The 13,709-nt window shown below is 38.9% G+C and carries 13 protein-coding genes and 1 pseudogene; 6 read left to right on the top strand and 8 right to left on the bottom strand.

Features of this window, described 5'->3' with window-relative positions:
* Positions 1-2: 2 nt before the first annotated feature.
* Positions 3-1,034: a protein-glutamate methylesterase/protein-glutamine glutaminase gene (locus LOS73_RS20645; RefSeq protein WP_007376411.1), complete on the top strand. Its 1,032-nt coding sequence runs from the start codon at positions 3-5 to the stop codon at positions 1,032-1,034.
* Here LOS73_RS20645 and LOS73_RS20640 read toward each other — a convergent pair.
* On the bottom strand, positions 1,031-2,062 hold the full coding sequence (locus tag LOS73_RS20640) for a polysaccharide deacetylase family protein (protein ID WP_033030243.1): 1,032 nt from the start codon (positions 2,060-2,062) through the stop codon (positions 1,031-1,033). The two genes, LOS73_RS20645 and LOS73_RS20640, sit on opposite strands and share 4 nt — an antisense overlap.
* Between LOS73_RS20640 and dinF the strand changes: the two genes are divergently transcribed.
* Positions 2,042-3,376: an MATE family efflux transporter DinF gene (gene dinF, locus LOS73_RS20635; protein ID WP_457934244.1), complete on the top strand. Its 1,335-nt coding sequence runs from the start codon at positions 2,042-2,044 to the stop codon at positions 3,374-3,376. The genes LOS73_RS20640 and dinF overlap by 21 nt on opposite strands.
* A gap of 13 nt (positions 3,377-3,389) precedes the next feature.
* On the opposite strand, the gene LOS73_RS20630 is transcribed toward dinF, so the two are convergent.
* Positions 3,390-3,659 (bottom strand): hypothetical protein, encoded by a 270-nt coding sequence (locus LOS73_RS20630; protein WP_007376414.1) that lies wholly within the window; start codon positions 3,657-3,659, stop codon positions 3,390-3,392.
* A gap of 9 nt (positions 3,660-3,668) precedes the next feature.
* Positions 3,669-4,244, bottom strand: coding sequence for a Fe-S biogenesis protein NfuA (nfuA, locus tag LOS73_RS20625; protein WP_002959571.1), 576 nt, complete (start codon positions 4,242-4,244; stop codon positions 3,669-3,671).
* Positions 4,245-4,392: 148 nt separating this feature from the next.
* Here nfuA and LOS73_RS20620 point away from each other — a divergent pair, with 148 nt between their 5' ends.
* Positions 4,393-6,942: a M14 metallopeptidase family protein gene (locus LOS73_RS20620; RefSeq protein WP_457934243.1), complete on the top strand. Its 2,550-nt coding sequence runs from the start codon at positions 4,393-4,395 to the stop codon at positions 6,940-6,942.
* A gap of 13 nt (positions 6,943-6,955) precedes the next feature.
* On the opposite strand, the gene LOS73_RS20615 is transcribed toward LOS73_RS20620, so the two are convergent.
* The gene (locus LOS73_RS20615; RefSeq protein WP_033030239.1) at positions 6,956-7,633 is read right to left on the bottom strand and encodes a ComF family protein; all 678 of its coding nucleotides are present in this window, start codon (positions 7,631-7,633) and stop codon (positions 6,956-6,958) included.
* Positions 7,634-7,707: 74 nt separating this feature from the next.
* On the opposite strand from LOS73_RS20615, the gene bioH reads away from it, so the two are divergent.
* From bioH to LOS73_RS20600, 3 genes are all read left to right on the top strand, one after another.
* On the top strand, positions 7,708-8,445 hold the full coding sequence (bioH, locus tag LOS73_RS20610; protein WP_007376418.1) for a pimeloyl-ACP methyl ester esterase BioH: 738 nt from the start codon (positions 7,708-7,710) through the stop codon (positions 8,443-8,445).
* A 90-nt stretch (positions 8,446-8,535) separates the two neighbouring features.
* Positions 8,536-8,844: a hypothetical protein gene (locus LOS73_RS20605; RefSeq protein ID WP_007376419.1), complete on the top strand. Its 309-nt coding sequence runs from the start codon at positions 8,536-8,538 to the stop codon at positions 8,842-8,844.
* A gap of 4 nt (positions 8,845-8,848) precedes the next feature.
* Positions 8,849-9,703: a putative metalloprotease CJM1_0395 family protein gene (locus tag LOS73_RS20600; protein WP_007376420.1), complete on the top strand. Its 855-nt coding sequence runs from the start codon at positions 8,849-8,851 to the stop codon at positions 9,701-9,703.
* A 72-nt stretch (positions 9,704-9,775) separates the two neighbouring features.
* Here LOS73_RS20600 and LOS73_RS20595 read toward each other — a convergent pair whose 3' ends face one another.
* From LOS73_RS20595 to LOS73_RS20580, 4 genes and pseudogenes are all read right to left on the bottom strand, one after another.
* Positions 9,776-12,082 (bottom strand): Tex family protein, encoded by a 2,307-nt coding sequence (locus tag LOS73_RS20595; RefSeq protein ID WP_033039592.1) that lies wholly within the window; start codon positions 12,080-12,082, stop codon positions 9,776-9,778.
* A 167-nt stretch (positions 12,083-12,249) separates the two neighbouring features.
* A complete protein-coding gene (locus LOS73_RS20590; protein WP_007376422.1) occupies positions 12,250-12,831 on the bottom strand; it encodes a CBS domain-containing protein in 582 nt (193 codons plus the stop codon).
* Positions 12,832-12,881: 50 nt separating this feature from the next.
* Positions 12,882-13,193: a hypothetical protein gene (locus LOS73_RS20585; RefSeq protein WP_008138735.1), complete on the bottom strand. Its 312-nt coding sequence runs from the start codon at positions 13,191-13,193 to the stop codon at positions 12,882-12,884.
* 116 nt (positions 13,194-13,309) lie between these two features.
* A pseudogene (locus LOS73_RS20580) lies at positions 13,310-13,648 on the bottom strand (GreA/GreB family elongation factor); the annotation flags it as partial.
* Between the last annotated feature and the right edge of the window lie 61 nt (positions 13,649-13,709).

Here is a 13,709-nt window from a genome sequence, read left to right as displayed (position 1 = left end):
TTATGATTAAAGTACTCATAATAGATGACTCTCCTTTAATTAGGCGATTACTCACTGACGTTTTACAGCAAGCTGAAGATATTACAGTGGTAGGTAGTGCTGAGGATCCATATAAAGCACGAGAAATGATTAAACAACTTAACCCTGATGTACTTACATTGGATGTAGAGATGCCAAAAATGGACGGTATTAGCTTTTTAAAAAATCTAATGCGCCTAAGGCCAATGCCTGTAGTAATGATTTCTACATTAACACAAAAAGGTTCACCAATTACATTAGAGGCACTAGAGCTCGGTGCGATTGATTTTATAGCTAAACCAACGGCTAATATAAAAGATAAAATGAGCCAATATGCGTATTTAGTTCAGCAAAAGGTACGAGTAGCCGCTGGTGCAAGAGTTAGAAGTTATAAAAAAGCGTTACCATCGAGTGATCCTTTACCTATCAATGCTCAGTTTTTATTAAATAAAGTTATTGCTATAGGCGCATCAACTGGGGGCACTGAAGCGATAAAAGAAGTATTAATAAAAATGCCTATTAATTGCCCGCCGATTGTTATTACTCAACATATTCCCCCTGTATTTAGTACTTCGTTCGCTTTAAGGATGGATCGTACATGTATCATTAGTGTTAAAGAAGCAGAGCAAGGTGATAAGCTAGTCGCAGGTTGCGCTTATATTGCTCCTGGTGGTTTGCATTTAACCATTAAAAAATATGGGGGACACTTATATTGTGAACTTGATGATAATGAGCCTGTAAATCGGCATAAACCAGCAGTGGATGTATTGTTTAATTCATTGGTAGAAATTAACGCTAAGAATGTTGTGGCAGCGTTGTTAACCGGAATGGGGAGTGATGGCGCAAAAGGATTGCTCGCTTTAAGGGAAGGTGGCGCGTACACACTAGCTCAGGACGAATTTTCGTCTGTGGTTTGGGGAATGCCAAAAGCTGCTGTGGAGTTAAACGCAGCAAACGAAGTTGTTGCGTTGGATAAGGTAACTGAGCGGCTATTGAATCAGGCTATTAAAGTTTAATTATTTTCAATAACCCACGGCTGTGAGAACCAATAATAGTCACTCGGGTTTTTAATCGAAGGCGCAGTGCAATTAAAGCGAGAACGGCCATTATTTAGCTCTTTTGGAGAAGTGACTTCAACCGTATTTTTACTTATCCAATTTAAGCTTGCTTGGCCAACATTTGAGACATAGCAGGCAAACTGTGTTTTATGAAAATCTCCCATTTCAAACTCTATGGTTAGTGTTGGTGGGTTTTGTGTTGTCACGCTATCTTGATACGTTAACTTTGTAATATTAAAAGCATGAGAATTTAGTTTTGTGATTAACGTATCTAGTTTACTGTAAAACCCAGAAGCTGGGAAACGCGGCAAGCGACTGAAGTTTGAGTTTTTATTCACCGCCCCAGAGTGTTGACCAATACCTATAAAGCCAAGATCAGTCACAAGAGCTTGTAATTCGTTATTAAATTCACCATACGGGTAGGCTAAATATTTGTAGTCTTGGCCAACCTCTTCTTTTATACGTTGTTGTGAATACAAAATATCTTGTTTGATACGTATTTTCCACTGGGCATCCGTTTCGTTATCAAGTTTAATATGCAAATAATCATGTTGAGCACTGTGGTTGCTTATAAGCGCGCCCTTTTTGCTAAGCTCTTTGAGTTTATCCCAGCCCATTACATAACTTTGGCCTTCATCAATTAATTTTGGATTTACAAAAATAGTATATGGATAATTAAATTTCTCTAAAATTGGCGCTGCTTCGTCGTAATTGTTGTTGTAACCGTCATCAAAAGTGATTGCGATGGTTTTCTCAGGTAATGTTTTACCTTGCTGAAGTGCATTTATTAGTTCATTAAGAGGAATAACGTTAAAGTTATGCTCTTTCAAATAGCTTAAATGTTTAGTGAATGTATTCGCGCTAACACTCGTTACGGCAGGAAGGCTTTCACTAACATGATGGTATTGTAAAATAACAGCAGCTTGAACGCGTAGAGATACACTAATGAGAGAAAATAATACTAAATGAAACAATTTCTTATACATAATAAAGCACACCATAAAAGCTTGTTGTTGTTAGCCGGTCCGATGATACTATCAAATATCACAGTACCACTGTTAGGAATTGTTGATACTGCTGTCATTGGGCACTTAGGGAGCGCTCACTATTTAGCGGGTATTGCGCTTGGTTCTGCTGTTATTTCTATTTTATTTTGGCTAGCGGGATTTTTAAGAATGAGTACGACTGGCATGGTCGCTCAGGCTTACGGAGAAAATGATTTAACTCAATTAGCCGCCTTACTTAAACGTAGCTTATTACTTGCAAGTCTTGTTGCTGTACTACTTATCGCTTTATCTCCTTTGATAAAACATGCTATTGCATTTTTGTCTGCTGCTAATAGCGATGTACTCACACAAGCATATCAGTATTTTAGTATCCGCATTTTTAGTGCTCCAGCAGCATTGTGTAATTTAGTGTTACTGGGTTGGATGCTTGGTGTACATTACGGGCGAGGGCCATTTTATTTATTATTAGTAACAAACATAGTCAATATAGTACTCGATATTTACTTTGTTGTTTACCTTGATTGGGCGGTTGCTGGTGCTGCATGGGCGTCACTTATTGCTGACTATACCGCACTAATTTTTGCACTTTTTTTAGTGGTTAAACTAGCTAAAAAACAAGATATTGAGCTAAATGTACCGAATTGGTTGAGTATTAGCAAAATGGCTGAATTATTGAGTTTGAATCGCGATATTTTTATTCGCTCTTTAATACTGCAATTATGTTTTAGCTTTATGGCATTTTATGGTGCACGTATTGGCGAAACGACACTCGCTGCTAACGCCGTGCTACTTAACTTTTTAATGTTAGTTAGTTTTGCTTTAGATGGTATTGCATATGCTAGTGAGGCAAAAGTAGGGCAAGCAAAAGGCCAAAAAAGTGTAAGTAATATCGAGTTATGGGTAAAAATCAGTGTATTTTGGGGAATGTTGTTTGGATTGTTGTATAGCCTGTTTTTTGCCGTTTTTGGTGCCCAAATTATTATGCTTTTAACCAATGTGCCAGAGGTTATTAATGAGGCGACGCTTTATTTGCCTTGGGTTATTGCACTTCCATTACTTGCTATGAGTTGTTTTTTATTTGATGGTGTTTTTGTGGGTTTAACACGTGCAAAAGATATGCGTAATAGTATGCTTTTTTCGGCTACAGTTGGATTTTTTGGGGTGTTTTGGATATTTAACGAATTACAAAATAACGGACTATGGTTAGCTATGAGCTGTTTTATGTTAATGCGGGGCGTGACTTTGATTATTAAATACCAAAGGCTTAAAGAAAATAACAAACTATTAGATTAAGTGCGATGATTATTTATTTCCATAAATCGGGATCGTGATTTTTTGGGCCAATGCCTTTAATGACTTGTGAAAAGCGGTTAGCAAAAATCCCGCAATAACCCCAAGCTGCAAAAAACAGTGCAGGGACTAAAATTGCAACGCCAATTATTTGCAAACTGTAGTGAGTGTAATACCCAAGGGAGATAAATACCACGGCTAGCACAAATAGTGCTAAGCCGCGAAAAAAGCGCTTTAAGCTAAGTTTAGGGTTACTCCCTAAACGATAGATAAGTGGCTTTAGCATTTATAATAATTAATAGTAAGAGTGATCGCCCGCTTCGTGCTCTGTGATATCAGCAACACCGGTGATTTCTTCAAATTTAGCGATCATTTCTTTCTCGATGCCTTCTTTTAGCGTTACATCGATCATAGAGCAACCATTACAACCACCACCAAACTGAAGTATAGCAATGCCTGCAGCTGTTATTTCTACTAGACTTACTTGGCCGCCATGGTTTGCTAGTTGCGGGTTTACTTCAGTTTCAAGCATGTGCTGCACGCGTTCATTTAATGATGCATCATCACCAATTTTACGAGCTTTAGCATTCGGCGCTTTTAGCGTTAATTGAGTGCCCATTTTGTCAGTAACAAAATCGATCTCGGCTTCTTCTAAAAATGGCGCACTTTCTGCATCTACAACAGCATCAAAACCATTGAAATTTAGACGAATATCGCTGGCTTCAACAGCGTCTTCTGGACAATAAGACACACCACATTCCGCTTGTGATGAACCAGGGTTTACAACAAAAACACGAATATTGGTTTGTTGTGATTGATCTGCTAATAGTTTAGCAAAATGCGCTTGCGCTGTTTCGGAAATAGAAATCATAAAAACGGCTTTATACCTGACTAAATTACTCGGATACTGCATATCATACTCCGCTCATCGTGTTGCGGCTAGTGTTGAGCGTAAAAAGTTGGCATCTATTTTAAGCAATGGTAGCGTGCAATTAACAAACATTTTTAGAGTGATTTATATGCGGTTCATGTTAACAATAATGGTGGTACTACTGAGTTTTTCAAGTATGGCAAAGCCACTATCTTATTATTTTGAGCAAGATGTTCAATTTGACCCTACCATTCCCACCCCTGAAGCAGTGCTAGGTTATCAAGTGGGGGAGTGGCATGTAAGACACGACCAGTTAGTGCGCTATATGGAAGTACTTGCGAAAAAAAGTGACCGCATAAACTTTGAAATTATTGGCCGTACACATGAGCAACGCCCGCTTGTGATGCTAACAATTACTGCCGCCAACAAGTTGCCAAACATAGAGCAAACTCGCCAAGCTCATTTGGCGCGTTTAAGTAACAACAGTGACAAAACTAAAGACCAACCTGCTGTTGTCTGGATGGGTTATAGTGTACACGGCAATGAATCATCGGGCAGCAACGCTTCATTATTGGTAGCCTATTATTTAGCAGCTGCTCAAGGTGCTGAAATAGATGAGCTATTAAATAATACGGTTATTTTACTCGACCCTTCACTTAATCCTGATGGGCTTGCTCGTTTTGCTAATTGGGCCAACAGTAACCGAGGTATGAACTTATCGTCTGATCCTAAGACCCGTGAACATGTTGAAAATTGGCCAAGTAGCCGTACTAACCATTATTGGTTTGATTTAAATCGTGACTGGTTATTACTACAGCATCCTGAATCGCGCGCGCGAATTGCCAAATTTCATCAGTGGAAACCAAATATTTTAACTGACTTTCATGAAATGGGGCCAAATAGCAGTTACTTTTTTCAGCCAGGTATCCCAAGTCGTAAACACCCAATAACACCAGATGAAAATGTAACTTTAACGAAAGCGATTGCCAACTATCATGCAAAAACTTTAGATGAAAATAACGCACTTTATTTTACAGAAGAAAGTTTTGACGATTTTTATTACGGAAAAGGCTCAACTTATCCCGACGTAAATGGTGGTGTAGGCATTTTATTCGAGCAAGCGAGTTCTCGTGGGCATATTCAAGAAACTATAAACGGACCTTTAAGCTTTGCATTTACTATTAAAAATCAGCTATTAACGAGCTTATCAACCTTTAAAGCAGCCATTGATAATCGCCAGGCGTTACTAGATTACCAAGCGAAGTTTTATAATCAGGCAGCTGATTTAGCCAGTGACGAGAGCTTTGAAGGTTATGTTGTTGAAGGCGCGAGCGACAACACCCGTACTAAGCACTTTTTAGAATTACTAAAACAGCATCAAATTAACGCTTACCCACTTACTAAACCATTAAAAGCAAATGGAAAAAGTTTTAGTACTCATAGTTATTTTGTGCCATTAGCGCAACCGCAATACCGTTTAGTAAAAGCTATTTTTAGTGAGCAAAAAAACTTTGCTGATAATACATTCTATGATGTTTCGGGTTGGACTCTAGCGCATGCTTTTAATTTACCGTTTGCAAAAGTTAAAAGCAATTGGGGCTTAGATGTTGCAGATACTGCTTGGAATAAAGCGGTAAAAACATCTTTTTCCGATTTAAAAAATGGTTATGCCTTTGGTTTTGCATGGGACGATTATTTAGCCCCTAAAATGCTCAATACTTTACTTAAACAAGGTATTAAAGCACGCGTTGCATTGAGCTCATTAACTGCTAAATCAACATCGGGGGAAGTAAACTTCGAACCAGGTAGTATTATTATTCCAGCTGGCCTACAAACAAATATCGATTGGGTTGCCCAGCTTAGTAAAGCACAAAGTGAATTTGGTATTGCAATTAAACCAATTACATCAGGTTTAACAAGTAAAGGCGCTGATTTAGGTTCACGATCAATGGCCGTTGTTAGTGCGCCAAAGGTACTGCTTATTGGTGGGCAGGGCGCGAGCCAGTACGAAGTAGGCGAAGTGTGGTATTACCTAGATCGCTTTGTTGGCGCAGCGCCAACAATTGTTGAAATGAACCGCTTTAGCTCACTTGAGCTAAGTGATTACAGCCATATTGTACTTGCTCATGGCAATTACAATAGCTTATCTGACACTGATAAAGTGGCAATTAAAAGCTGGGTAAGAAAAGGTGGTGTTATTTGGGGTCACAAAGGCGGCGCTAAATTTTTAGTTGATCAGCAAATTCTTAAAGCAAGTTATCTATCACGACAAGATGTAGCGAGCGCATTTAATACGACAGGTTTAAGTTATGGCGACAAAGATCATTTAGCTGGACGTCAGCGCATTGCAGGTGCCATTTTTAATACCCATGTAGATTTAACTCACCCACTTAGTTTTTCACTTAATCGTAATAAATTACCGGTATTTAAAAACAGCACATGGTTACTTGAAGCTTCCGATGCGCCGTTCGTAAATGTACTTACCTACACTAAAAAACCATTATTGGCAGGTTTTACTGATGCCGTTAATGTTGAGCAAGTTTCCGGCGGCGCCGGTTTAATTGCACACTCATACGGGCGAGGTACAGTGATAGGTATGACCGACGATCCTGTATTTAGAGGTTACTGGTATGGTACTAGTCGACTGCTAAGCAATGCTTTATTTTTTGGTCACACGTTTCGCGCAAATGGTGGGTAGTATTTTTTAATTACTAAATTGGCGTTAAACAGGTTACAAAAGCCCATACTTGTTTAGCGCCAGCTTGTTTTAATGTATGAGTCGCTGCATTTAATGTAGCGCCCGTTGTCATTACATCATCAACAATAGCGACGGTTTTACCGCGCATATCCTGTGTACAAATAAAGGCATTTTTTAAATTTTTCATACGCTTTGCTTTTGATAGTTTTGACTGAGCCTGTGTTTTTTTGTCGCGAATAAGTACGTTACTCAATGGTAAGTAATTAGTTAAACATGGATACCATACTTGGCTGACTTGATTAAATCCACGCTCCAAAAAACGATTTTTATGCAGTGGTAAAATAACAAAAGCATCAGGTAAGTTTTGGCTCTGAGCAAACAGTTGTACAAGCTGTTTTTTAATGACTTGCTGCAATGCCTTTTTATAATGAATTTGGTTATTAAATTTAAGTTGCTTAAGCCAGTGCTCAAATGGAGGTTGATAAAATGCGCATGCAAATAACATATCAAACTCACAATTGGGAAACATTTCAACAATATCGGGGCGATGAAGTAAATTGGTATGCTCGTTTAAATTAAACAATGGCAAGTCTTCTAAACAATGTTCACACAGTCCTAATGATGCGTTAATAATACACTGGCACTGAACGCAATAAGTAGGAAATAACCAATCAAAAATGGCTTTATTCATTGATTTGAACCGTACATTGCAATCATCTCTTTAATCGTTATTATGAGCTTAAGTTTGGTAAAGGTTAGGCAAATATGCAAAACGAATTAGTGTTATTACATGGTTGGGGAATGAATCAGGGGGTATGGCAGTTGGTTCAGCCAGAGCTTGAATTTTTATATTCAGGGAATGTACGCAGCCTTGACCTACCTGGGTTCGGTAATAGTATTGCTTGCCCAAGCCCTTATACACTCCATGATGCAGCCGCACTTTTGAGTGAACAACTACAACCACAATCAATTTTAATGGGCTGGTCATTAGGAGGCTTATTTGCACTGTATATTGCTAAGCATTGGCCTGAAAAAGTGTCAAAAGTAATATTGGTTGCATCAACGCCATTTTTTGCAGAGCAAATAGATTGGCCTGGTATTAATTCCAAAGTATTAGAACAATTTAAAGACCAACTAGTTAATCATAGAGAAAAAACGATAGAGCGATTTTTAGCAATTCAAGCGATGGGAAGTGAGTCGGCAAGGGATGATATAAAGCAACTTAAACTATTACTAAATCAGTACAGCGCACCAAATACTGAAGCGCTTATGGCAGGTTTGGATATTTTAAAAAACGAAGACTTGCGTGAGTTATTTACTCGTTGCCCGGTCTCTATTAAAGGTATATTCGGGCGTTTAGATGCACTTGTACCTTATAAAGTGATTGCGGAAATATCAGCACTAAATACTGAGTTTGAATATGAAGTGCTTGATAAAGCATCGCACGCCCCATTTATTTCTCATAAGAGAGAGTTTTTATCTGTCGTTAAATCAATGCTTTAAAATTGAGCTGAAAATAGCGCAGTTTAAAGCTTTATTTTGTGCATAACCTGAGCGATAATTAAGCAATGTTAATTTGGTGGAGGTTTTAATATGCCAATCGGATCTGTATTTAATAACGGTGTTGAAGGATTTAATCGTGCTAGCCAAGGTATCGAAAAGGCCAGTGCTGAGATTAATCGTGCCAATATTGAACAGCAAGACGACGCGCAGTTAGCGCAGCAACGTCAGCTTACGGCAGCACGCCCTGAAGAAGCTATTACTGCACCTGTAGCACAGCCTGCTCGTGTTGATGAAGCGCTTGTTAACTTAAAAGTTGAAGAGTTTAATGCCAAGGCAAATACGCAATCAATTCAAACCGCCGATGATGTACTTGGCACGTTAATCGATATTAAAGTTTAGTATTATGAATATTGTCACGCCATTTCCATCTATCAATATAAACACTGCAAATGTTTATACGGAAACTGCACGACGTGACAACCAACTACGCGAAGTCATTCCTGCACCAGCATCAAGTAGCGCAAGTAATACCGAAACTAAAGCCCAAAGTGACGCTGAAAAAGCGAAGTTGCCAGGTGGAAGTGATAGCGTAACATATGATGCAACGGGAAAAACAACAGACGAAAAATCAGTTCAACAACGCGATGAAAACTCAGAAAACCCTGAAGGCTCTGAACAAGAAAACGAAGCAAGTGAGCAACAAGAATTAGAGCAAGAAGAGCTGCAATTAGAGCAAGAACAGCTACAAATTAAAGAGCTAAAGGCTCGAGATACCGAAGTCAGAATACACGAACAAGCGCATGCCTCTGTAGGTGGACAACATGCAGGTTCGCCAAGTTATGAATATCAACGCGGGCCCGATGGTACTAATTACGCAGTTGGCGGAGAAGTACAAATTGATGTATCAGAAATACCCGGCGACCCACAAGCGACGATTGATAAAATGCAAACGGTGCGCGCTGCTGCATTAGCACCTGCTGAGCCTTCGGGAGCTGATCGCTCTATTGCTGCAGATGCTACGCAAAAGCTAGCAGCGGCTCAGGCTGAGCTTGCACAACCTGAAAAAGAAGATGACGAAGACGCAAAAAGTAAACTTGAAGCTTCATTCTCTAGCGATGAAAGCAGCGATACAAAAACAGCTAAAAGTGACGAGCAAACACGTGATGCCGATGTTGAGGCACGTGCAGGGCGTATTGCTAACTTTTATCAAATGGCGACATCGCCAGCGAGCCAAAGTAGTTTTTCAGCGTTAAGTTAATAATCTAGCAAAACATAACCACAAAAAAACCGCTTACGCGGTTTTTTTCGTTTTAGCTTAGCTGTACAACTATTATTTTTTTACTTTAGCATTAGCGAACGCATCGGCAAATGCATTACCCATTAACGCATTACCATTGTCACGTTTAGGCTTTGCAGCACGAGTTTGTGGCTTTTGCGTAGCTGGAGCTGCTGACTTATTACTTGTGTCAATTTCGTCATCTAAGCGCATAGTAAAGCTTATGCGCTTACGTGCAGCGTCTACCTCAACTACTTTAACCTTTACAATATCACCAGCTTTAACTACTTCGCGCGGATCTGATATAAATTTATTCGTGATTGCTGAAATATGCACTAAACCATCTTGGTGAACACCTACATCAACAAACGCACCAAAATTAGCAACGTTTGAAACCACGCCTTCTAAAATCATACCTGGTTTTAAATCACTAATTTTTTCAACACCGGCTTTAAACTCAGCTGTTTTAAATTCAGGACGAGGATCTCGACCTGGTTTATCAAGCTCAGTAATAATGTCGGTAACGGTTGGTAAGCCAAATTTTTCGTCAGTGTAATCGTTAGCAGCAAGTTTAGTTAAAAAGTCGCTGTTACCAATTAGGTTACTGACATCGACGCTATTGCGTTCACAAATACGTTTAACAACAGGATAAGCTTCAGGGTGAACTGATGAGTTATCTAGCGGATCGCTACCATTGTTAATACGTAAAAAACCAGCCGCTTGTTCAAATGCTTTTGGCCCTAAACGCTCAACCTTTTTAAGCTCACTACGTTTAGTAAATGTGCCGTTAGCATCGCGATAATTAACGATATTTTGCGCTAATGTTTTGTTCAAACCAGATACGCGTGTAAGTAGCGGTACCGATGCCATGTTTAAATCTACGCCTACTGAGTTTACACAGTCTTCAACAACGGAGATAAGGCTTTGGCCTAATTGGCTTTGCGATACATCGTGTTGGTATTGGCCAACACCAATTGATTTTGGCTCAATTTTAACAAGTTCAGCAAGAGGATCTTGTAGGCGGCGCGCAATAGAAACAGCGCCTCGTATAGAAACATCTAAATCTGGAAATTCATTAGCTGCAAATTCAGAAGCTGAGTAAACCGATGCACCCGCTTCGCTAACCATAATTTTACTAAGTTTAAGTTCGCTGTTTGCTTTGATAAGTTCAGCAACTAACTTATCTGACTCGCGTGATGCAGTACCGTTACCAATCGCAATTAGCTCAACTTTATGCTGACGACAAAGTTGCTCTAACGTACGCACTGATTTATCCCAATGATTTTGTGGTGCATGAGGGAAAATAGTTTGTGTAGCTAGTAATTTACCTGTGCTATCAACAACGGCAATCTTACAGCCAGTTCGAAGGCCTGGATCAAGACCTAAAGTAGTACGAGGGCCTGCAGGTGCTGCCATTAATAAATCTTTTAAGTTTTTAGCAAATACGTCGATTGCACCAGCTTCTGCTTTTTCGCGCATGGCTGCAAAAAATTCGTTTTCTAAATGCAGCCCTAATTTAATTTTCCACGCCCATTGCACAACGTTTAATAACCAAGGACTTGCCGCTTTATATTTAATATCTAAACGGTAATGCTCAGCAATCATGTTGGCACAAAGTTGCGCTGAATTTTCAGCACTAGGCTCAGGGTTAACATTTAACTGAAGTACACCTTCATTTCGAGCTCTCAGCATTGCAAGTGCGCGATGCGAAGGTACTTTTTTTAGAAGCTCTTGGTGTTCAAAGTAATCACGGTATTTAGTGCCAGCTTGTTCTTGGCCTTTAATAACGGTACTTTGAATTGCGCCATTTTGGCTAATGTGGCTTCTAAATTTAGCAAGTAGTTTTGCGTCTTCAGCAAAGCGCTCCATTAAAATAAACTTAGCACCTTCAAGCACTGCCTTTATATCAGCAAAGCCTTTTTCGATATTTATAAACTGTTCAGCTTGTTGTTCAGGATCAAGGTTAGCATTTTTAAACAGTGCATCAGCAAGTGGCTCTAATCCGGCCTCAATTGCTATTTGGCCTTTAGTACGGCGCTTCGCTTTATACGGGAGATATAAATCTTCAAGTTCAGTTTTGCTTTGCGCAGTACTAATATCTGCCTTTAACTCTGCTGTTAATTTATTTTGAGATTCGATGGTTGATAAAATAAAGCTGCGGCGTTCTTCTAGTTCACGTAAATATGATAAACGCTGTTCTAAAAGTCGTAATTGGGTGTCATCTAAGCCACCGGTTACTTCCTTTCTATAACGAGCAATAAAAGGCACAGTAGCACCTTCATCAAGTAACTTTGTTGCAGCAACAACTTGCTGTTGTTGTGCATTTAGCTCACCGGCTAAACGTGCAGAGATATCGCTCATGCAAAAACCTTTTTAAACAAAAATAAGACCAGTTAGTAAGTTAACTGATACGACTAATTGCTTGAATAATATCACACGAGGTTGTAATAAAAAGCTCTTAAAGCAAGCTATTTTCCTTGCTTTAAGATGGTTGGCTTGATTGGGTAATTATAGCGTTAAAAGAGCCCCTAGTGAGGGTGCTCTATGTTTTCTAATACTTCACTGAATGAATTAGCTATGGGGGTAATATGCAGAGGGATATGTAGCGCTTTAGTAATTTGACGTGCTGAGATTAAACCGCAAATTTCATTGTCAGTTGTAGTCACTAATAAAAACATCACCCCTTGATGCTCCATTGTTTGCAACGCATCACCAATACATGCGTAGCTTAAGCTTTGCATACTTACACTCATTAACTGACTTATTGGTGTCATTATGTGGCGTAAGCTAACTTCATTACGCGGTGTATTTAAACGCTGGGCAATAATCGTGATTTTTGAGCTTTGTAAATCAGCACTTGAAACTATTCCAATTAATTTTTGGTTGTCGTCCGTTACTAAGACAAAATCAGATTGTTGAGCGCTAATCTGTTTTAGTGCTGCTTCAATTGTTGTTTCATACTGGGCGCGGACAGGTGTTTTTTGAGTGAAATTATTTACCACTTTTAATGCCGGAGAGGCTAAATCAATTAATGGTTGGTCATCTGCAAATGTGCTTGCAATAACGCCGTGAGAAATGCTTTGAGTACGTAATTCTTTAAAGTTAGACATAGTAGTCACCTTAGTCGTTATAAAATTTAATTAAGTTGTAAAATAATGAATTAAATTAAATAGCTAGGTGGTCCGCGTTGGTATGCAGTGCTAAAAGGTCTGTTTAGATTAGTGCTCTTATAAAAAGAATCTACGACATTAGGAAGTGGTTGAGGCGACCTAAAGGTAATAGTATTAACGTGAGAGTCTACGTCAAAATCGAGGTTTGCCTGGTCAGGAATGTCACAAGCAATAAAGTGATTAGATAGTTTAGCGTTATCAAGGTTTACGTCAGTGTTGCTGGCATGCAGCGTCAAACTTACACTCATTAAAAGTGCAAACAATACGGCATTATTTAATATGCGCTGTACTATGTTTGACATAACCACGACCTTAATTAACTGCTTTCAAATTAAACAAATCAACTTGAATAATTCATTTATAGCTTATTGACCTAATTTACACAATCAAAAGTTAACATGATCTGAATCAAAACTTTTTATTTCTTTTTTTGGTAATCAATACTGTTTACATACCATTGCTTTTTACCCTGAGGAGTAGGTACTTCAAAGTCGTCATCTACTTGCTTTTTAATCAATGCACGCGCCATAGGTGAGTCTATTGATATGTAATCTTTTCGGTCGTAAATTTCATCAGGTCCGACAATTCTGAATTTTTTAGTTTCACCTTCTTCGTTTTCAATTTCGACCCATGCACCAAAAAACACTTTTCCATCTTGAACGGGAGAGTAGTCGATGATTTTTAAATCAGGTATGCGTTTGCGTAAATAGCGTACACGACGGTCAATTTGGCGTAGCAAACGCTTGTTATATTGATATTAGAACCCCACCCAAATACATACTAAAATCACTATTTTGATACTTGCTAGATACTAAAAG

The sequence above is a fragment of the Pseudoalteromonas sp. SCSIO 43210 genome (assembly GCF_054133285.1).
The sequence above is the reverse complement of the archived record's forward strand: the minus strand, read 5'-3'. Positions and strand labels throughout refer to the sequence as shown.

Excerpts from the sequence above, each read along its gene's own strand:
- dinF (WP_457934244.1), top strand. The coding sequence starts at position 2,042 with ATGAAACAATTTCTTATACATAATAAAGCACACCATAAAAGCTTGTTG.
- LOS73_RS20615 (WP_033030239.1), bottom strand. The coding sequence starts at position 7,633 with ATGAATAAAGCCATTTTTGATTGGTTATTTCCTACTTATTGCGTTCAG.
- LOS73_RS20640 (WP_033030243.1), bottom strand. The coding sequence starts at position 2,062 with ATGTATAAGAAATTGTTTCATTTAGTATTATTTTCTCTCATTAGTGTA.
- LOS73_RS20585 (WP_008138735.1), bottom strand. The coding sequence starts at position 13,193 with ATGTCAAACATAGTACAGCGCATATTAAATAATGCCGTATTGTTTGCA.
- bioH (WP_007376418.1), top strand. The coding sequence starts at position 7,708 with ATGCAAAACGAATTAGTGTTATTACATGGTTGGGGAATGAATCAGGGG.
- LOS73_RS20590 (WP_007376422.1), bottom strand. The coding sequence starts at position 12,831 with ATGTCTAACTTTAAAGAATTACGTACTCAAAGCATTTCTCACGGCGTT.
- nfuA (WP_002959571.1), bottom strand. The coding sequence starts at position 4,244 with ATGATTTCTATTTCCGAAACAGCGCAAGCGCATTTTGCTAAACTATTA.
- LOS73_RS20620 (WP_457934243.1), top strand. The coding sequence starts at position 4,393 with ATGCGGTTCATGTTAACAATAATGGTGGTACTACTGAGTTTTTCAAGT.
- LOS73_RS20645 (WP_007376411.1), top strand. The coding sequence starts at position 3 with ATGATTAAAGTACTCATAATAGATGACTCTCCTTTAATTAGGCGATTA.
- LOS73_RS20630 (WP_007376414.1), bottom strand. The coding sequence starts at position 3,659 with ATGCTAAAGCCACTTATCTATCGTTTAGGGAGTAACCCTAAACTTAGC.
- LOS73_RS20605 (WP_007376419.1), top strand. The coding sequence starts at position 8,536 with ATGCCAATCGGATCTGTATTTAATAACGGTGTTGAAGGATTTAATCGT.
- LOS73_RS20600 (WP_007376420.1), top strand. The coding sequence starts at position 8,849 with ATGAATATTGTCACGCCATTTCCATCTATCAATATAAACACTGCAAAT.
- LOS73_RS20595 (WP_033039592.1), bottom strand. The coding sequence starts at position 12,082 with ATGAGCGATATCTCTGCACGTTTAGCCGGTGAGCTAAATGCACAACAA.